Annotated in this window: 17 protein-coding genes; 13 read left to right on the top strand and 4 right to left on the bottom strand. The window is 66.7% G+C overall.

Translation table 11 applies throughout. The features are described from left to right. Positions 1 to 385 precede the first annotated feature (385 nt). Positions 386 to 2,089, top strand: a complete 1,704-nt coding sequence (locus ACS0OT_RS02610) for a proline--tRNA ligase (RefSeq protein ID WP_065186252.1) — start codon at positions 386 to 388, stop codon at positions 2,087 to 2,089. A 224-nt stretch (positions 2,090 to 2,313) separates the two neighbouring features. Then, the gene (locus ACS0OT_RS02605; RefSeq protein ID WP_005415203.1) at positions 2,314 to 2,697 is read left to right on the top strand and encodes an H-NS histone family protein; all 384 of its coding nucleotides are present in this window, start codon (positions 2,314 to 2,316) and stop codon (positions 2,695 to 2,697) included. A gap of 109 nt (positions 2,698 to 2,806) precedes the next feature. Here ACS0OT_RS02605 and ACS0OT_RS02600 read toward each other — a convergent pair whose 3' ends face one another. Then, entirely contained in the window at positions 2,807 to 4,066 is a 1,260-nt protein-coding gene (locus tag ACS0OT_RS02600) for a threonine/serine ThrE exporter family protein (RefSeq protein WP_046428410.1), read from the bottom strand. A 92-nt stretch (positions 4,067 to 4,158) separates the two neighbouring features. Between ACS0OT_RS02600 and ACS0OT_RS02595 the strand changes: the two genes are divergently transcribed. From ACS0OT_RS02595 to ACS0OT_RS02580, 4 genes are read left to right on the top strand one after another with little or no spacing between them, the layout of a single operon-like run. Beyond that, on the top strand, positions 4,159 to 5,280 hold the full coding sequence (locus tag ACS0OT_RS02595) for an MlaE family ABC transporter permease (protein WP_065179137.1): 1,122 nt from the start codon (positions 4,159 to 4,161) through the stop codon (positions 5,278 to 5,280). Position 5,281: 1 nt separating this feature from the next. Then, positions 5,282 to 6,109, top strand: a complete 828-nt coding sequence (locus ACS0OT_RS02590) for an ABC transporter ATP-binding protein (RefSeq protein WP_061480218.1) — start codon at positions 5,282 to 5,284, stop codon at positions 6,107 to 6,109. Between the two features lie 3 nt (positions 6,110 to 6,112). Then, entirely contained in the window at positions 6,113 to 7,039 is a 927-nt protein-coding gene (locus ACS0OT_RS02585; protein ID WP_005415199.1) for an MlaD family protein, read from the top strand. Next, positions 7,036 to 7,677 (top strand): ABC-type transport auxiliary lipoprotein family protein, encoded by a 642-nt coding sequence (locus ACS0OT_RS02580; RefSeq protein WP_065196227.1) that lies wholly within the window; start codon positions 7,036 to 7,038, stop codon positions 7,675 to 7,677. The genes ACS0OT_RS02585 and ACS0OT_RS02580 overlap by 4 nt, the downstream gene beginning before the upstream one ends. 75 nt (positions 7,678 to 7,752) lie before the next feature. Here ACS0OT_RS02580 and ACS0OT_RS02575 read toward each other — a convergent pair whose 3' ends face one another. Genes ACS0OT_RS02575 through ACS0OT_RS02565 form a run of 3 tightly spaced genes read right to left on the bottom strand, consistent with a single transcriptional unit; the run spans position 7,753 to position 9,754 of the window. After that, positions 7,753 to 8,340 carry an alpha-ketoglutarate-dependent dioxygenase AlkB family protein gene (locus tag ACS0OT_RS02575; RefSeq protein ID WP_262089946.1) on the bottom strand — a complete coding sequence of 196 codons (588 nt, stop codon included), beginning with the start codon at positions 8,338 to 8,340 and terminating at the stop codon, positions 7,753 to 7,755. 48 nt (positions 8,341 to 8,388) lie between these two features. Continuing rightward, a complete protein-coding gene (locus ACS0OT_RS02570; RefSeq protein ID WP_065186253.1) occupies positions 8,389 to 9,021 on the bottom strand; it encodes a CoA transferase subunit B in 633 nt (210 codons plus the stop codon). 1 nt (position 9,022) lies between these two features. Beyond that, on the bottom strand, positions 9,023 to 9,754 hold the full coding sequence (locus ACS0OT_RS02565; RefSeq protein ID WP_065179132.1) for a CoA transferase subunit A: 732 nt from the start codon (positions 9,752 to 9,754) through the stop codon (positions 9,023 to 9,025). A 225-nt stretch (positions 9,755 to 9,979) separates the two neighbouring features. On the opposite strand from ACS0OT_RS02565, the gene ACS0OT_RS02560 reads away from it, so the two are divergent. The 7 genes from ACS0OT_RS02560 (at position 9,980) to ACS0OT_RS02530 (ending at position 17,479) form a co-directional block, all read left to right on the top strand. Further along, the gene (locus ACS0OT_RS02560; RefSeq protein ID WP_065179131.1) at positions 9,980 to 11,368 is read left to right on the top strand and encodes a UbiA family prenyltransferase; all 1,389 of its coding nucleotides are present in this window, start codon (positions 9,980 to 9,982) and stop codon (positions 11,366 to 11,368) included. After that, complete coding sequence (locus tag ACS0OT_RS02555; protein ID WP_262089948.1) at positions 11,368 to 12,672, top strand: FAD-binding oxidoreductase; 1,305 nt, start codon at positions 11,368 to 11,370, stop codon at positions 12,670 to 12,672. Before ACS0OT_RS02560 ends, ACS0OT_RS02555 begins: the two co-directional genes overlap by 1 nt. Positions 12,673 to 12,674: 2 nt before the next feature. Then, the gene (locus ACS0OT_RS02550; protein WP_053505585.1) at positions 12,675 to 13,412 is read left to right on the top strand and encodes an SDR family oxidoreductase; all 738 of its coding nucleotides are present in this window, start codon (positions 12,675 to 12,677) and stop codon (positions 13,410 to 13,412) included. Continuing rightward, positions 13,409 to 14,368, top strand: coding sequence for an NAD-dependent epimerase/dehydratase family protein (locus ACS0OT_RS02545; RefSeq protein ID WP_204324509.1), 960 nt, complete (start codon positions 13,409 to 13,411; stop codon positions 14,366 to 14,368). The genes ACS0OT_RS02550 and ACS0OT_RS02545 overlap by 4 nt, the downstream gene beginning before the upstream one ends. Positions 14,369 to 14,370: 2 nt before the next feature. After that, positions 14,371 to 15,657 (top strand): NAD(P)/FAD-dependent oxidoreductase, encoded by a 1,287-nt coding sequence (locus tag ACS0OT_RS02540; RefSeq protein WP_139726711.1) that lies wholly within the window; start codon positions 14,371 to 14,373, stop codon positions 15,655 to 15,657. After that, positions 15,654 to 16,046 carry a GtrA family protein gene (locus ACS0OT_RS02535; RefSeq protein ID WP_139726710.1) on the top strand — a complete coding sequence of 131 codons (393 nt, stop codon included), beginning with the start codon at positions 15,654 to 15,656 and terminating at the stop codon, positions 16,044 to 16,046. The genes ACS0OT_RS02540 and ACS0OT_RS02535 overlap by 4 nt, the downstream gene beginning before the upstream one ends. Before the next feature lie 86 nt (positions 16,047 to 16,132). After that, complete coding sequence (locus ACS0OT_RS02530; RefSeq protein ID WP_139726709.1) at positions 16,133 to 17,479, top strand: phosphomannomutase; 1,347 nt, start codon at positions 16,133 to 16,135, stop codon at positions 17,477 to 17,479. Positions 17,480 to 17,490: the final 11 nt, after the last annotated feature.

The raw sequence follows: 17,490 nt of genomic DNA, 5'->3' as shown, positions 1-17,490 counted from the left end.
GTAGATCCACGCCATGCGTGGATAAAATCTGTCGGATCTCGAATTGAATCCGGGGTCAGATCCGTTTTCCTGCGGAAAACGGATCTGACCCCGGGAGCCATTCCGACAGCTCGCAGGAAACTGTCGAAGGCGGGGTGGGTCCGCTTGCGGGAGTGTCCGCGGCATGGATGCCGCGGCCAAGCCCCCATGGATGGGTTTACGGCGTCTCCCGCAACCGGACCCACCCCGCCATCCCACGGGAAACCCGCTGTTGCTTCGGCTGTTGCTTCTGAGGTTGCCGGCCAGCGGCCGGCACTACGGCGGGTGCAGGGCGCAGCCCTGCCGATACCCCTCCCCCCGGCCGGGCTGGCAGAATAGACGTCTCTGCCGTTATCCGAAGCCGACGATGCGCCTCTCCCAGTTCCACCTGCACACCACCAAGGAAACCCCCAGCGACGCCGAGCTGACCAGCCACCGGCTGATGCTGCGCGCGGGCATGATCCGCAAGCTGGCATCGGGCCTGTACACCTGGTCGCCGCTGGGCCTGCGCGTGCTGCGCAAGGTCGAGCGCATTGTTCGCGAGGAAATGGACCGGGCCGGCGCGGTGGAATTCCAGATCCCGACCATCCAGCCGAAGGAACTGTGGGAGCAGACCGGCCGCTGGCAGAAGTTCGGCCCGCAGCTGCTGAAGATCAAGGACCGCAAGGACCAGGTGTTCTGCTACAGCCCGACCGCCGAAGAAGCCGCCTGCGACTTCGCGCGCAGCGAGCTGTCCAGCTACAAGCAGCTGCCGGTGAACTTCTACCAGATTCAGACCAAGTTCCGCGACGAGATCCGCCCGCGCTTCGGCGTGATGCGCGCGCGCGAATTCCTGATGAAGGACGCCTATTCGTTCCACCTGCACGATGAGTGCCTGGTGCGCGAGTACGAGAACATGAAGTCGGCCTACAGCCGCATCTTCACCCGCCTCGGCCTGGATTTCCGCATGGTGCAGGCAGACTCCGGCGCGATCGGCGGCGATGCCTCGCAGGAATTCCACGTGATCGCCGATTCCGGCGAAGACGCGCTGGTGTTCTCCACCGGTTCGGACTACGCGGCGAACATGGAGGCGGCGATCGCCGCCGATCCGGCACCGCGTGCGGCCGCCACCGAAACAATGCGCAAGGTGGATACCCCCACCCAGAAGACCTGCGAGGACGTCGCGGCCCTGCTCGGCATCGACCTGCAGCGCACGGTGAAGTCGGTGGCACTGATCGCCGGCGAAGGCGAGGCACAGCAGTTCGTGCTGGTGCTGGTGCGTGGCGACCATGAGGTCAATGAAATCAAGCTGGCCAAGGTGGCCGGGCTGGACGAGCAACGCTTCGCCAGCGAGGCGGAAATCGCCGAGCACCTGGGCAGCGTGCCAGGCTTCCTCGGCCCGGTCGCGCCGGCCAAGGCCATCCGCGTGGTCGCCGATCGCGAAGTGGCGGCAATGGCCGACTTCGTCGTCGGCGCCAACGAGGCCGGTTTCCACCTGGCCGGCGTCAACTGGGGCCGCGACCTGCCGGAACCGGAAGTGGCCGACATCCGCAACGTGCGTGCCGGCGATCGTGCCGTGGACGGCGGTGAACTGAAGATCGCCCGTGGCATCGAAGTCGGCCACGTGTTCCAGCTCGGCCGCAAGTACGCCGAAGCGCTGGATGCCACCGTGCTGGATGAAAACGGCAAGGCGGCGGTGATGGCGATGGGCTGCTACGGTATCGGTATCTCGCGCGTGGTGGCTGCCGCGATCGAACAGAACCATGACGATGCCGGCATCATCTGGCCGGACGCGATGGCGCCGTGGCAGGTCGTGGTGTGCGTGATCAACCCGAAGGGCGATGCCGTTGTGGCCGACGCTGCAGCCAATCTGCTGCAGGAGCTGCGCGACGCCGGCCTGGACGCCGCGCTCGACGATCGCGGCCTGCGCCCGGGCGCGATGTTCGCCGACATGGAACTGATCGGCATCCCGCACCGCGTGGTGGTCAGCGAACGTGGCCTGGCCGCCGGCACCTACGAGTACCGCGCGCGCCGCGCCAGCGAGGCGGAGAGCCTGGACAAGGCCACCCTGCTGCAGCGACTGCAGGGCTGACGTGGAAAGACCGGGGCCTGCCCCGGTCTTTTTTTTGGGGGGCGCGCGGCCTTTCCCTATATTGCAGCGGACATAATCCGGTCAAAATCACCGCGATAGCGTCTGCATGCCGCCACGCCATGACCCGCCTGCATTTGTGCTGTGATTAATTCATCTCTATTCTGTCCGCCGACGCCATGGACTGGCTTGTCCCGTCCACACATTAGTTTCCGGAGTAACCGTAAATGAGCATTGACCTGACCGGCCTGTCAGCACGCGAGCTGGGCGCCCTGATCCGTACCGCCAAGAAGCAGCAGACCATCGTCGCCAAGCGCCGGCCGATCACCAAGGTGCGCGCCCAGCTGACCAAGCTGGCCAAGACCGAGGGCTACACCATCGAGGAACTGTTCGGCGACGCCCCGGCACCGCGCGCGCGCAAGGTGGCCAAGGTCGCCAAGGCACCGTCGAAGACCGCCGGCCGCAAGCTGGGCAAGGTTGCCCCGAAGTACCGCAACCCGGCCAACCCCAAGGAAACCTGGACCGGCCGTGGCAAGCAGCCGCGCTGGATGGCTGAACTGACCGCCAAGGGCAACAAGAAGCCGGAAGATTTCCTGATCAAGAAGGCCTGAGGCCGGATCGGGGAGCAATAAAAAACGCCGGCGAAAGCCGGCGTTTCCTGTTTGTAGAGCCGCGCCCACGCTCGGCTATCCATATGCAAAGCCGAGCGTGGGCTCGGCTCTACAGGGTCTTGCGCGCCGGCATCAGCAGGTTGCCGAACAGCAGGCCCGCCACCAGCGCCATCACCACGTTCAGAACGGTGAGGAACACGCTCTGGCCGGCGCCCACGTCCTGCTGCTGGACCAGGGTCAGCACGCCACGCAGGCTGGTGCTGCCGGGCACCATCATGATGATGCCCGGCAGGCGGATGATCGCGCCCGGACGCCCGACCAGGCGACCGAACAGGTTGCCACCGGCGGTCAGCAGCATTGCCGACAGGAAGATGCCGGCCGGCGCGCCCCAGGCGTGGCCGCCGAACTTGGAGATCGCGTAACCGGCCACCGAGGCGGCGATCACCCACGGATAATCGCGGCGATTGGCCTTGAACAGCATCGCGAAGGCAAATGCGGCGGTCAGCAGCGAGCCCCACTCCACCCACGGCCCCTGCGGACGCGCGGCCCGGATCACCGGATCCAGGCCGAGCACATCGGCCAGGGTCACCGCGATCATCGCGCCGACGCTGAGCTTCATGATGGTGGTCAGCGCGCCGGCAAAGCGCGCGGTACCCGATACCCAGTGCTGGCTGGCCAGCTCATTGACCGCATTGGTCAGCGACATGCCGGGCAGCAGCACCACCAGCGAGGCGATGATCACCGTATTGAGGTTGAGCGCACCAATGAACGACGCGACCAGGGTGGCGACCATGCCGGCCAGCAGCGCGGCCAGTGCCTCGGCGGCTTCGCGGGTGGCCGGGCGGCGATCGGTGACCATGCCGAGCAGGCCGATCATCAGGCCGATGACACCGGCGGTGGCGATGTCCAGCCACGGCAGCTTCCACATGCCCGCCACGCCCGCCGCGCCGAGGGTGAACGACAGGATGGTGCGCAGCTTGCCGCGCCGGCCCGGATCCTTGTCCAGCTGGCGCAGCGCAGTGTGGCCCTGGGCGATGCTCATCCGCCCGTTGGACACTTCTTCGGCGATGTGGTCGGCAACGCTGAGCTTGTGCAGGTCGTTCTCACCCGGTGCCAGGCGGATCACGCGGGTGATGTCGCTGGAGCCGATCGCCTGGGCCGGATCGCTGAAGCTGAGGATGATACCGGTGGGATTCGACCACGGTTCACAATCCAGATCGAGCTGGCGGGCCAGTGCAACCACCGCCGTTTCCAGGCGCTGGGCCGTGGTGCCATAGCTGTGCAGGCGTCCGGCGATCTCGGAAACAAAGGCCACGCGCTGTGCGTAGGTGGCCTGGGGTGTGGGGATCGTGTGAGCATCTGCGGACATGCGCCGTAGTATTACCTACGCTGGGGCCCGCCGGAGAAATTCATCCAAGTTCGACGCGAAGCCCGATACAGAACGGTTATGCTGCGACCCGAATGGCCCACGTCACCCCGAACCTCGCTCCCCAGCTCGAACAGGATGCCCACGACCCGGGCCTGATCCGCCTGTCCGGCACCTGGACCTTGAAGACCGCGCTGGCCGCGGCCGAAGTCCTGCGCGGCGTTCCCGACGCGCTGACCGGCATCGATGCCACCGGCATCGAGCAGCTCGATTCGGCCGGCGTGCTGCAGGTGCTGCGCGTGGCCCATCGCGCCGATCTCCACGAAGACGCGCTGCAGTTCCGCCCGGACCACCAGGCGCTGGTGTGCACCATCGAGGAAGTGGCCGATGACCGGCCCAAGGCCAAGCGCGATTTCGGCGTGCTGGCCGCGCTGGAGCGGCTGGGCGTCAGCGTCCACGCCACCGGCCACAACATCAAGGCCCTGTGCAGTTTCCTCGGCGAGAACCTGGTCAAGGCGGCGCGGCTGGTCAAGGAACCCCGCCGCTTCCGGCTGACCGCCACCGTGCATCAGATGGAGCAGGTCGGGCTGGATGCGGTGCCGCTGGTGGCGCTGTTGTCCTACCTGGTGGGTGCGGTGATCGCCTTCCTCGGCTCGACCATCCTGCGCGACTTCGGCGCCGAGATCTACGTGGTCGAGCTGGTCAACATCGCCTTCCTGCGCGAGTTCGCCGTGCTGCTGACCGCGATCGTGCTGGCCGGCCGTACCGCCAGCGCGTTCACCGCGCAGATCGGTGCGATGAAGGCACGCGAGGAGATCGATGCGATGCGTACGCTGGGCCTGGACCCGGTCGACCTGCTGGTGCTGCCACGCTTGCTCGCCCTGCTGGTCACCCTGCCCTTGCTGACCTTCATCGCGATGATCGCCGGCCTGGCCGGCGGCATCACCGTCGGTGCGTTCGACCTCGACATCCCGCCGCAGATGTACATCGCGCGCATGCACGAGACGATGGAAGTGCGGCACCTGCTGGTGGGCCTGTCGAAGGCGCCGGTATTCGCCCTGGTGATCGGCCTGATCGGCTGCCTGGAGGGCCTGAAGGTCGAGGGCACCGCGCAGTCGGTCGGCGAGCGCACCACTTCCAGCGTGGTGCAGACGATCTCGCTGGTGATCATCATCGACGCCTTCGCAGCGTTGTGGTTCATGCACATGGACTGGTGACATGAGCACATCCGCCCTCCCCGAATCCATCGACATGCGCGACGACCAGGGCCACGAACTCGCCATCCGCGTGCGTGGTCTGGTCAACCGGTTCGGCAGCCAGACCGTGCACGAAGACCTGGATCTGGACGTACGCCGCGGCGAGATCCTGGGCGTGGTCGGCGGCTCCGGCACCGGCAAGTCGGTGCTGATGCGCTCGATCCTCGGCCTGCGTGTGCCGGATGCTGGGCAGATCGAAGTCCTCGGCCGCGATGCGCGTGCCGACGACGCCGAGAGCCGCCTGCACATCGAACGCAATACCGGTGTGCTGTTCCAGGACGGTGCCCTGTTCTCGTCGCTGACCGTGGGTGAGAACGTCCAGGTTCCATTGAAGGAACACCACCGCGAACTGCCCGAGCGCTGGCACTACGAACTGGCGCTGCTGAAAGTGAAACTGGCCGGCCTGCCCGCCGACGCGATCAACAAGCTGCCTTCGCAGCTGTCCGGCGGCATGCGCAAGCGCGCCGGCCTGGCCCGGGCGCTGGCGCTGGATCCGCCGTTGCTGTTCCTGGACGAACCCACCGCCGGCCTCGACCCGATCGGCGCGGCCGCGTTCGACCGCCTGATCAAGACGCTGCAGGAAGCGCTGGGGCTGACCGTGTTCCTGATCACCCACGACCTGGACACGCTGTACGCCATCTGCGACCGCGTCGCCGTGCTGGCCGACCGCAGGGTGGTGGCCAATGCGCCGCTGCCGGACATCGAGAAACTGGATCATCCGTGGATCCAGGAATACTTCCACGGACCCCGCGCGCGCGCCGCGCGTGGCGAACAGATCGAGAGTGCCTGAGCCATGGAAACCAAAGCCAACTACGTGCTGATCGGCGCGTTCACCCTGATCACCGGCCTGGCCCTGCTGGCCTTCGGCCTGTGGGCGGCCAAGTACTCCTCCGACCGCACCTGGCAGGAGTACCGCGTGGTGTTCCGCGAAGCGGTGACCGGCCTGTCGGTGGGCAGCCCGGTGCAGTACAACGGCATCGCGGTGGGCTCGATCACCGAACTGAACCTGGTGCCGGACGACCCGCGCCAGGTGGTCGCGCGCATCCGCCTGAACTCCAACACGCCGGTCAAGACCGATACCCGCGCCAAGCTGGCGATCACCAGCCTGACCGGCCCGTCGATCATCCAGCTCAGCGGCGGCACGCCGCAGTCGCCGGCACTGACCACGGTCAACAAGGATCCGGCACCGATCATCCCGACCACGCCCTCGGCGCTGCAGAACATCACCGACGTGGCCAACCGCATCGTCGAGCGCATGGACCAGATCCTCAGCGACCGCAACGTGGCCTCGATCAACGCGACGCTGGCCAACCTGGAGACGATCAGTGGTGGCCTGGCCGACCGTGACCAGGGTACGCAGGCGCTGCTGCTCAGCGCGCGCGATGCCGCCCGCAGCCTGGACACCACGCTGAAGACCACCAACGGCACCATCGAGCGCCTGGACAGGAACCTGGTGCAGCAGCTGCCCGGCATCATCGACAAGCTCGACACGACCCTGGCCAAGCTCGATTCGGCCGCCGGCAACGCCGATTCGATCCTTGGCGAGAACCGAGCCGCGATCAACAGCTTTGCCAACGATGGCCTTGGCCAGCTGGGCCCGACGCTGACCGAACTGCGCGGCCTGATCCGCGACCTGCGCCGGGTCAGCGACCGCCTCGAGAACAACCCCGCGCGCTACCTGCTGGGCCGCGACGCACCGAAGGAGTTCGAACCCAAATGAGCCCGACCACCCTTCCGCGCCTGCTGCTGGCCGCTTCGATGGTCACCCTGCTGGGCGGCTGCTCCATCCTCGGCAGCAGCGAGAAAACCGCGGTGACGCTGTACTCGCCGTCCGTGCAGGTCAAGGCGGACCCGGCATGGCCGCAGGCCAGCTGGCAGCTGGTGCTGGCCAAGCCCAGCGCCGCGCGCATGGTCGACAGCCCGCGCATCAATGTGCGGCCGACACCCTCCCAGCTTGAGATCTACAAAGGGGCCAGCTGGGCGCAGCCGGCCACCGACATGATCGAGGACACCCTGCTGCGTGGCTTCGAGGATTCCGGCCGCATCCGCGGCGTGGCCCGCAGCACTGCCGGCATCCGCGCCGACTACAAGCTGTCCACCGACGTGCGCCGCTTCGAATCGGATTACCAGGGCCAGGCCACGCCGACCGTGGTGATCGAGGTCAACGCCAAGCTGATCCATGTCGCCGACCAGCGCGTGGTGGCTGACCGCACCTTCCGCCAGGCGCAGCCGGTCGGCAGCACAGACATACCAGCGGTGACCGCAGCCTTCGAGCGCGGCCTGCAGCAGCTGGCGCAGGACATGGTGGGCTGGACGTTGACCAGCGGCCAGGCCGACCAGCCGAACGTTGCGCGCTGATCTCCGCATTCGCCGGGCACGTGGTTGCGGGGTCAGATCCCTTTCCTGCCGGAAAGGGATCTGACCCCTTCTTCGTCAACGCGGCGCAATCCAGCGGAACGTCAGGTTGATGCGCTCGCCCTGCACCCGCGTCATCTTCGGCAACGCGTGCTGGTAGAAGCGCTGGGTATGCCCGGCCATCAGCAGCAGGTCACCATGGCCAAGCACGAATTCAGCCTTGCGCGCCGGATCGTCGCGTCGGCGCAGCAGGAAACGGCGCGCCGCACCCAGGCTCAGCGACGCGATCACCGGGGCCGGCCCCAGCTCCGGCTCGTCATCGCTGTGCCAGCCCATGTAGTCGCCGCCACCGCGATAGCGGTTCAGCAGCACGCTGTTGAAGCGGCCGTAGCCTTCAGCCCGCAGGCGCTCGCGCACGGCCTGCAACACAGGCGGCCACGGATGCGGCACGAACTCGGCACCGGAGTAGCGGTAGCGCGCCTGCGGGTCGCCGATCCAGCAGCTCAGCCGCGGCGAATCCACCCAGTTGCCGAACATGCGGATGCGGTGGACGTCCCACCGCACGTCGGCCTGCAGCGCCCCCATGAGCCGGTCGGCGTCGGCAGCAGCCAGCCAGCCCGGCAGGTGCTGGACGTCGGCGTCGGGCAGGTCATGGGGGAACAGCATGGCGGCACCTCAAAAAACAGGGCGGCACGCTTGGCCGCCCTTGCAGCCTCAGCCGCGCTGGAACGCGACGCCGGTCTTTTCCTCCAGTTCTTGATCGCTGACACCCGGCGCGGCCTCCACCAGCAGCAGGCCCTTGTCAGTCACGTCGAACACGGCCAGATCGGTGATGATGCGGTCGACCACGCCCACGCCGGTCAACGGCAACGTGCATTCGGCCAGGATCTTGTGCTCGCCGTTCTTGGCGGTGTGCTCCATCAGCACCACCACGCGCTGCACGCCGGCCACCAGATCCATCGCGCCGCCCATGCCCTTGACCATCTTGCCGGGCACCATCCAGTTGGCCAGGTCGCCCTTGTCGGTCACCTGCATGGCACCGAGGATGGCCAGATTGACGTGTCCACCACGGATCATCGCGAAGCTGTCGTGGCTGCCAAAGTAGCTGGCGCCCGCACGTGCGGTGACGGTCTGCTTGCCGGCATTGATCAGGTCGGCGTCGACTTCAGCGTCGGTCGGGAACGGGCCGATGCCGAGCAGGCCGTTCTCCGACTGCAGCCACACGTCCACGCCTTCGGGAATGTGGTTGGCGACCAGGGTCGGCAGGCCGATGCCCAGGTTCACGTAGGCACCATCGGTCAGTTCCTGGGCGGCACGGGCCGCCATTTCATCGCGGGTCCACGCCATGTCAGTTGCCCTCCGCGCGGATGGTGCGCTGTTCGATTCGCTTCTCGGGATGCGGGTTGTGCACGATGCGGTGCACGTAGATGCCCGGCAGGTGCACCTGGTCCGGGTCGATGGCGCCGACCGGCACTACCTCTTCAACCTCCACGATGCAGACCTTGCCGGCCATCGCGCAGGCAGGGTTGAAGTTGCGCGCGGTCTTGCGGAACACCAGGTTGCCAGCCTCGTCGGCCTTCCAGGCCTTGACCAGTGCCACGTCGGCGCGCAACGCGGTCTCCATCACGTAGTGCTTGCCATCGAACGCGCGGGTTTCCTTGCCCTCGGCCACCACCGTGCCATAGCCGGTGGCAGTGAAGAACGCAGGGATGCCCGCGCCGCCGGCACGCAGGCGCTCGGCCAGGGTGCCCTGCGGGTTGAATTCCAGCTCCAGCTCGCCGGCCAGGAACTGCCGCTCGAATTCCTTGTTCTCGCCCACGTAGGACGAAATCATCTTCTTGATCTGCCGCGTTTCCAGCAGCTGGCCGAGGCCGAAGCCATCGACGCCGGCATTGTTGGAGATCACGGTCAGGCCCTTGACGCCGCTGTCGCGCAGCGCAGCGATCAGCGCCTCGGGAATGCCACACAGGCCAAAGCCGCCCACGGCCAGGGTCTGCCCATCGGCGACCACCCCCTGCAGGGCCTCCGCCGCACTGGCGAAGCGCTTGCCGCGCTTTCCGCCGGAAGTCGATTGCTGCATTGCTGTAGTACCTGCGAATGGATAAGCGCATTCTAGCCGCAGGCCTGCACCCGACGGGTTTGCGGCGCAGCAAACCGCGCGGATGCAGCGGCCCGGGGCCGGGATGCCGCTTTCTGGCCCATGCCCCAACGCGGATACAATGGACGATCCCGCCGCGTCAGCCCGCGAACGATGCCCCCAGCGCCTCCTGCCCCCTCTCCTGCAGCCCACGACCGCGCCCTGTGCGTGGACCTGGATGGCACGCTGCTGGACACGGACCTCCTGTATGAATCGCTGCTGGTGCTGTTGGCGCGCAATCCGCTGTACCTGTTCCTGCTGCCGTTCTGGCTGCTGCAGGGCAAGGCCGCACTGAAGCGGCAGATCGCTGCACGCGTCACCATCGATCCACGCCGCCTGCCTTACAACCCGAAAGTTCTGGAACTGCTGCGCGACACGGCGCAGCGCCCGCGGGTGCTGTGTACCGCCTCGGACCAGCTGCTGGTCGCGCCGATCGCCGCACACCTGGGCCTGTTCGAGCAGGTGATCGCCAGCGATGGCCAGCGCAACCTGTCCGGCACGCACAAGGCACAGGCCCTGGTGGATGCCTTCGGCGAGCGTGGTTTCGACTACGCCGGCAATGGCACGGTCGATCTGGTGGTCTGGGCCCGCGCTGCAGGTGCCTGGGTGGTCAACAACGGCAGCGCACTGGCGGGCGCCGCAGCGCAACGCACGCAGGTACTGGGGCACTGGCCTGCACCGTCCAGGCCGCAGGCGTGGTTGAAGGCACTGCGTCCGCACCAGTGGCTGAAGAACCTGCTGGTGTTCGTTCCGCTGTTGACCGCCCACCGCTTCCTGGAAGCACCGGCAGTGGCCGATGCGCTGCTGGCCTTTGCGGCCTTCAGCCTGTGCGCCTCCGGCGTCTATGTACTCAACGACCTGCTCGACCTTGATGCAGATCGCCGCCATCCGCGCAAGCGCCATCGCCCTTTTGCTGCCGGCCGCTTGCCGCTGCTGCACGGCCTGATTGCGGGCCCGCTGCTGACGCTGTGCGGGCTGGCCGTTGCACTGGCCTGCGGCCCGGCATTCGCCGCAGTGCTGGCGGGCTACTACGTGCTGACCGTCGCCTATTCGTTGCGGCTGAAGCGCATCGTCATGCTCGACGTGGTGCTGCTGGCCAGCCTCTACACCCTGCGCATCATCGGCGGAACCGTGGCCATCGGTGCGGAACTGTCGTTCTGGCTGCTGGCCTTCAGCATGTTCATTTTCCTCTCGCTGGCTCTGCTCAAGCGCTATACCGAACTGCACGCGGTGCTGGCACGTGGCAAGACCCGCGCCAACGGCCGTGGCTACGGCGTGGAAGACCTGCCGCTGCTGCAGTCGCTGGGCGCTGCCGCCGGCTATTGCGCCGTGCTGGTGATGGCGCTGTACATCAACAGCCCCGATAGCGTGGAGCTGTACCGCAACCCGAAGCTGCTGTGGTTCATCTGCCCGGTCCTGCTGTACTGGGTCAGCCGCGCCTGGGTGATCGCCCATCGCGGCAACATGCACGATGACCCGATCGTGTTTGCCGCCACGGATCGGCCCAGCCAGGTGGTGGCCGTGCTGTGCGCCGGGTTTGCCCTGGTGGCGATCTGATGCGGGCCGACGCGCATTCCTGGGGGCGGTATCCGCGCGCGCCACAGTCGCTGATCAGGGTGCACGATCGGCTCGCCACGCTGCCAACCTTCGAGGGCACTGCGTTGCCGCATGGTAACGGACGCAGCTATGGCGACAGCTGCCAGAATCCGGGGGCCACCCTGCTCGACTGTCGCGGTCTGGACCGCTTCATCGCCTTTGACCCGGCCAGCGGACGGCTGCAGTGCGAAGCTGGCGTCACCTTGGGTGAGATCATCGCGCTCGTTCTGCCGCAAGGCTGGTTCCTTCCGGTTACCCCAGGCACGCGTCACGTCACCGTGGGCGGTGCGATCGGCAATGATGTGCATGGCAAGAATCATCATCTGGCCGGCAGCTTCGGTCACCACGTGCTGTCCTTCGAGCTGCTGCGCAGCGACGGCGAACGCCACGTGTGCCGTCCTGGCAATGGCGACGGCTGGTTCGAAGCCACCCTCGGTGGGCTTGGCCTGACCGGAGTGATCACCCACGCCGAGCTGCTGCTGCGCCGCGTGCCGGGCAGCTGTCTGGAGGTGGAGACCATCCGTTTCTCCAGCCTGGCAGATTTTTTTGCGCTGTCACAGGACAGCAGCGAAAGCCACGAGTACAGCGTGGCCTGGATCGACTGCCTGGCACGTGGCCACGCCCTCGGCCGCGGGCATTTCACCCGTGCCAACCATGCCGCGCAGCCGGCCGACGAACGTCCAGCCACGCCCCGGCGGCAGTGGTCGATGCCGCTGATACCACCGATATCACTGGTCAACCGGCTCACTCTGCGCCCGTTCAATACGCTCTATTACTGGCGCCAGCCGGCGCAACGCCGGCGCCACGTCTCACACCTGTTGCCCTTTTTCTATCCGCTTGATGGCATCAGCCAGTGGAACCGGATGTATGGTCCGGCTGGCTTCGTGCAGTACCAGTGCGTGCTGCCACCGCACGCGGCCGCGGATGGAGTTCCCGCCCTGCTGCAGGAAATCGCCCGCAGTGGCCAGGGGTCGTTCCTGGCGGTGCTCAAGCAGTTCGGTACGCGGCCGTCCCTTGGCATGTTGTCCTTTCCGCGCCCGGGTACCACCCTGGCCCTGGACTTCCCCAATACCGGCGAGGCACTGTGGGCCCTGCTGCGGCGCCTGGACCAGATCGTCGATGCCGCCGACGGTGCCCAGTACCCGGCCAAGGATGCGCGGATGACCGCCGCCTCATTCCAGCAGGCGTACCCGCGCTGGCAGGACTTCAGCCGATTCATCGATCCACGTTTCTCGTCCGGCTTCTGGCGCCGGGTGACGGAGTAAGCATGCAGAACGTCCTCATCATCGGCGCCACGTCCGCGATCGCCGAAGCCGTCGGACGGCGCTATGCCGCACGCGGCGCGGCGCTGTTCCTGGTTGCTCGCCGTTCCGAACGGCTCGCCGCCATCGCCGACGACCTGCGCGTGCGCGGTGCACGCGCCACGCACACTTCTTCGATGGACATCAACGATCTGGCCGCCCACGCCGAGCTGCTGGCGCAGGCCTGGCAGGCGCTGGGGCGGGTGGACGTGGTGCTGGTTGCACATGGCACGCTGCCCGATCAGGCAGCGTGTGAGGCCTCGGTGGAAACCTGCATGGCCGAGTTCGCCACCAACGGCAGCTCGACGCTGGCCTTGCTGGGGCCTGTGGCCAATCGGCTGGCCGACGCCGGCAGCGGCACGCTGGCGGTGATCACTTCGGTGGCCGGCGACCGCGGCCGCCAGAGCAACTACGTCTACGGCGCCGCCAAGGCTGCGGTCAGTACCTACCTGAGTGGCCTGCGCCAACGCCTGGCCAAGCAGGGCGTGGCGGTGGTCGACATTCGTCCGGGCTTCGTCGACACGCCGATGACGGCCCACCTGCGCAAGGGCCCATTGTGGGCAACGCCGGACCAGGTCGCGCGCCGCATCGTCGCCGGCATCGGGCGCGGCACCCCGGTGCTGTATGCCCCGGGCTTCTGGCGGTTGATCATGACGGTGATCCGCCTGCTGCCGCAGGCCCTGTTCAACAGGATCTCGCTGTGAGCACTGCAACGGACTCCGAGCTGGAGCAGAAGATCATCATTCCCGGTGGTGCCGGCCTGGTCGGCCAGAACCTGGTCGCCATCCTCAAGCGCCAGGGCTACCGCCGACTGGTGGTGATCGACAAGCACGCTGCCAATCTCGAGGTACTCGCGCGTCTGCATCCGGATGTGGTGACCGAACACGCCGACCTGGCAGAGCCGGGCACCTGGGAGCGCCATTTCGCTGGTGCCGACGCCGTGGTGATGCTGCAGGCGCAGATCGGCGGCACCGATCCTCTGCCATTCGTGCGCAACAACATCACTGCCACCGACCTCATCCTCGATGCCATCGAGCGTCACGCCGTGCCCTACACGGTGCACGTCAGCTCCTCGGTGGTCTGTTCGGTGGCCGATGACGACTACACCCGCACCAAGCGTGAGCAGGAGCAACGGGTCGCCGCGCGCGGCATCCCTGCGGTCATCCTGCGCCCGACCCTGATGTTCGGCTGGTTCGACCGCAAGCACTTGGGATGGCTGTCGCGCTTCATGCGCAGGGTTCCGGTATTTCCGATTCCTGGCGATGGACGCTACATGCGCCAGCCACTGTATGCCGGCGATTTCGCCACCATCATCGCCAGCTGCCTGCGCTCGCGCATTGCTGGCCAGCGCTACAACATCACCGGCCTGGAGAAGGTCGATTACATCGACATCATCCGCCAGATCAAGCGCAGCACGCGTGCCCGCACCCTGCTGCTGCACATCCCCTACCGCCTGTTCCACCTGCTGCTGAGGACCTGGGCGCTGTTCGACCGCGACCCACCGTTCACCGCGGCGCAGCTGCAGGCACTGGTGGCCCATGATGAGTTCGAAGTCATCGACTGGCCTTCGATCTTCAACGTACGGCCGACGCCCTTCGCGCAGGCCATCGACGCCACCTTCAACGACCCCGAGTACGGCGACATCGCCCTGGAGTTCTGATCATGAGCGAGCGCATCGCCGTTCTCGGCGCCGGCCCGATGGGCCTTGCCGTGGCCTACCAGCTGGCCCGCGACGGCCATCAGCCCGTGGTATTCGAAGCCGATGACCGGGTTGGCGGAATGACCGCGAGCTTCGACTTCGGCGGCATGCCGATCGAACGCTACTACCATTTCCATTGCACCTCCGATCACGATTTCCTGACCGTGCTCGACGAGCTGGGGCTGGGCGAACGCATGCGCTGGACCGAGACCCGCATGGGCTACTGGTTCGGCAAGCGCCTGCAGCCATGGGGCAATCCGATCGCCCTGCTGCGCTTCAGGGGCCTGGGGATGATGGCGAAGATCCGTTACGGCCTGCATGCTTTCCTGTGCACGCGTCGCAACAACTGGCGCCCGCTGGACCACGTTGAAGCCTCCTCCTGGATCCGCCGCTGGGTTGGCGCCGAAGCCTACGAAACGCTGTGGCGCCGGTTGTTCGACTACAAGTTCTACGACTATGCCGGCAACCTGTCCGCGGCCTGGATCTGGAGCCGGATCCGGCGCATCGGGCGCTCCCGTTACAGCCTGATGCGCGAAAAGCTCGGGTATCTGGAAGGCGGTTCATCCACCCTGCTCGATGCCCTGCATGCGGACATCCTGCGCCATGGTGGCGAGGTGCGGCTGTCCAGCCCGGTGCAACGCATCGTGATCGAGGACGGCCGCGTACGCGGTGTCCAGGTCGGCGGCGAGCACCTGGCCTTCGACAAGGTCATTTCCACGGTGCCGCTGCCGTTCGTGCCACGCCTGGCACCGGACCTGCCCGAAGCCATCCTGGCGAAGTTCCGCGCACTGAACAACATCGCCGTGGTCTGCGTGATCGCCAAGCTGCGCAGGCCGGTTTCGGCCAATTTCTGGGTCAACACCAACGACCCGGACATGGACATCCCCGGCATCGTCGAATACACCAACCTGCGCCCAATGGATGCGCATATCGTCTACGTGCCGTTCTACATGCCCGGCGAGCACGAGCGCTATGGCGACAGCGACGAGGTGTTCGCCGACAAGGTGCGCCGCTACCTGTGCATGATCAATCCGCAGCTGGGCTCAGATGACTTCATCGACGTGCGGGTCAGCCGCTACCGCCACGCGCAGCCAATCTGCGAACCGGGCTTCCTCGACCGGCTGCCGCCGCGCCGGCTGCCGGTGGAAGGACTGTGGGTGGCCGATACCTCGCACTACTACCCCGAAGACCGCGGCATCTCCGAGAGCATCGGCTTCGGACGCGCCATGGCCCGCGAGGCGGTGGCGTGACCCTGTCCCGCCCGTTCCTGCTGTTCCTGCTGGCCGGCGGCATCGCTGCGCTGGCCAACATCCTGTCGCGCATGCTGTACAGCCACTGGATGCCGTTCACCCCGGCGATCATCGCCGCCTACCTCACCGGCATGGTTACCGCCTTCGTGCTGACCCGCTGGTTGGTGTTTTCCGGCAGCACACGCCCCCTGCACCACTCGGCGTTCTACTTCGTGCTGGTCAACCTGTTCGCGGTGGCCCAGACCTGGCTGGTTTCCACCGTCCTGGCCTACCACCTGCTGCCATGGCTGGGCGTGGACCTGCTGCGCCTGGAAATCGCCCACGTGGTAGGTGTGGCGGTGCCGGTGGTGTCCAGCTACTTCGGCCACAAGTACCTGTCGTTCCGATGACTGCCCGGGAACGCTGTTTCCAGAAAACGGTTCCCACACATCCGTGGCCGTAAACTACGGCGCTGACCTCATCCAGGATCCGATCAATGCCCCTGCCCGCCTTCAAGGCCTATGACATCCGCGGCCGCGTGCCGGAAGAACTGAACGAAGATCTGGCCCGCCGCATCGGCGTGGCGCTGGCGGCGCAGCTTGCGCCGGGCCCGGTGGTACTGGGCCATGATGTGCGCCTGACCAGCCCCGCGCTGCAGGATGCATTGGCCGCAGGCCTGCGCGGTACCGGGCGCGAGGTGATCGACATCGGACTGTGCGGCACGGAAGAAGTCTATTTCCAGACCGACCATCTGGGCGCCGCCGGCGGCGTGATGGTCACCGCCAGCCACAACCCGATGGACTACAACGGCATGAAGCTGGTCAAGGAGAACGCGCGGCCGATCAGCTCCGATACCGGCCTGTTCGCGATTTCCGATGCGGTCGCCGCCGACACGTCCGAGGCGCAACCGCAGCGTGCCGCGCAGAGCGCCCGGCACGACAAGAGCGCGTATATCCAGCATCTGCTGAGCTATGTCGATGCTGGCAAGCTGCGCCCACTGAAGCTGGTGGTCAACGCCGGCAACGGCGGCGCCGGTGCCATCGTCGACCTGCTGGCACCGCACCTGCCGTTCGAATTCATCCGCATCTGCCACGAACCGGACGGCAGCTTCCCCAACGGCATTCCCAACCCGCTGCTGCCGGAGAACCGCGCCGCCACTGCCGACGCGGTGCGCGAACACGGCGCCGATTTCGGCATTGCCTGGGATGGTGACTTCGACCGTTGCTTCTTCTTCGACCACACCGGCCGCTTCATCGAGGGCTACTACCTGGTCGGCCTGCTGGCCAAGGCAATCCTGGCGCGCAACCCCGGCGGCAAGGTCGTGCACGACCCGCGCCTGGTCTGGAACACCGTGGACATGGTCGAACAGGCCGGCGGCGTACCGGTGCAGTGCAAGAGCGGCCACGCCTTCATCAAGGAAAAGATGCGCGCCGAAGATGCGGTGTACGGCGGCGAGATGAGCGCCCACCACTATTTCCGCGAGTTCGCCTATGCCGACTCGGGCATGATCCCGTGGCTGCTGATCGCCCAGCTGGTCTCTGAAAGCGGGCGCTCGCTGGCCGACTGGGTGGAAGACCGCATGGCGGCCTACCCGTGCAGCGGCGAAATCAATTTCAAGGTCAGCGATGCCAAGGCGGCCGTCGCACGCGTGATGGAGCACTTCGCGGCGCAGTCGCCCACGCTGGACCACACCGACGGCATCAGTGCCGACTTCGGCGACTGGCGCTTCAACCTGCGCAGCTCCAACACCGAGCCACTGCTGCGCCTGAATGTTGAAGCCCGTGGTGATGCCGCGCTGATGCAGGCGCGCACCGACGACATCTCCCGCCTCATCCAGCAGTAACCGAGGAACGC

The sequence above is a fragment of the Stenotrophomonas maltophilia group sp. RY12688 genome (genome assembly GCF_052149045.1).
GTDB classification, from domain to species: Bacteria; Pseudomonadota; Gammaproteobacteria; order Xanthomonadales; family Xanthomonadaceae; genus Stenotrophomonas; species Stenotrophomonas sepilia.
The sequence above is the reverse complement of the archived record's forward strand: the minus strand, read 5'-3'. Positions and strand labels throughout refer to the sequence as shown.

Coding starts and splice junctions, on each gene's coding strand:
- ACS0OT_RS02600 (WP_046428410.1), bottom strand. CDS start 4,066: ATGTCCGCAGATGCTCACACGATCCCCACACCCCAGGCCACCTACGCA.
- ACS0OT_RS02595 (WP_065179137.1), top strand. CDS start 4,159: ATGGCCCACGTCACCCCGAACCTCGCTCCCCAGCTCGAACAGGATGCC.
- ACS0OT_RS02605 (WP_005415203.1), top strand. CDS start 2,314: ATGAGCATTGACCTGACCGGCCTGTCAGCACGCGAGCTGGGCGCCCTG.
- ACS0OT_RS02555 (WP_262089948.1), top strand. CDS start 11,368: ATGCGGGCCGACGCGCATTCCTGGGGGCGGTATCCGCGCGCGCCACAG.
- ACS0OT_RS02585 (WP_005415199.1), top strand. CDS start 6,113: ATGGAAACCAAAGCCAACTACGTGCTGATCGGCGCGTTCACCCTGATC.
- ACS0OT_RS02590 (WP_061480218.1), top strand. CDS start 5,282: ATGAGCACATCCGCCCTCCCCGAATCCATCGACATGCGCGACGACCAG.
- ACS0OT_RS02540 (WP_139726711.1), top strand. CDS start 14,371: ATGAGCGAGCGCATCGCCGTTCTCGGCGCCGGCCCGATGGGCCTTGCC.
- ACS0OT_RS02550 (WP_053505585.1), top strand. CDS start 12,675: ATGCAGAACGTCCTCATCATCGGCGCCACGTCCGCGATCGCCGAAGCC.
- ACS0OT_RS02580 (WP_065196227.1), top strand. CDS start 7,036: ATGAGCCCGACCACCCTTCCGCGCCTGCTGCTGGCCGCTTCGATGGTC.
- ACS0OT_RS02610 (WP_065186252.1), top strand. CDS start 386: ATGCGCCTCTCCCAGTTCCACCTGCACACCACCAAGGAAACCCCCAGC.
- ACS0OT_RS02530 (WP_139726709.1), top strand. CDS start 16,133: ATGCCCCTGCCCGCCTTCAAGGCCTATGACATCCGCGGCCGCGTGCCG.
- ACS0OT_RS02570 (WP_065186253.1), bottom strand. CDS start 9,021: ATGGCGTGGACCCGCGATGAAATGGCGGCCCGTGCCGCCCAGGAACTG.
- ACS0OT_RS02565 (WP_065179132.1), bottom strand. CDS start 9,754: ATGCAGCAATCGACTTCCGGCGGAAAGCGCGGCAAGCGCTTCGCCAGT.
- ACS0OT_RS02575 (WP_262089946.1), bottom strand. CDS start 8,340: ATGCTGTTCCCCCATGACCTGCCCGACGCCGACGTCCAGCACCTGCCG.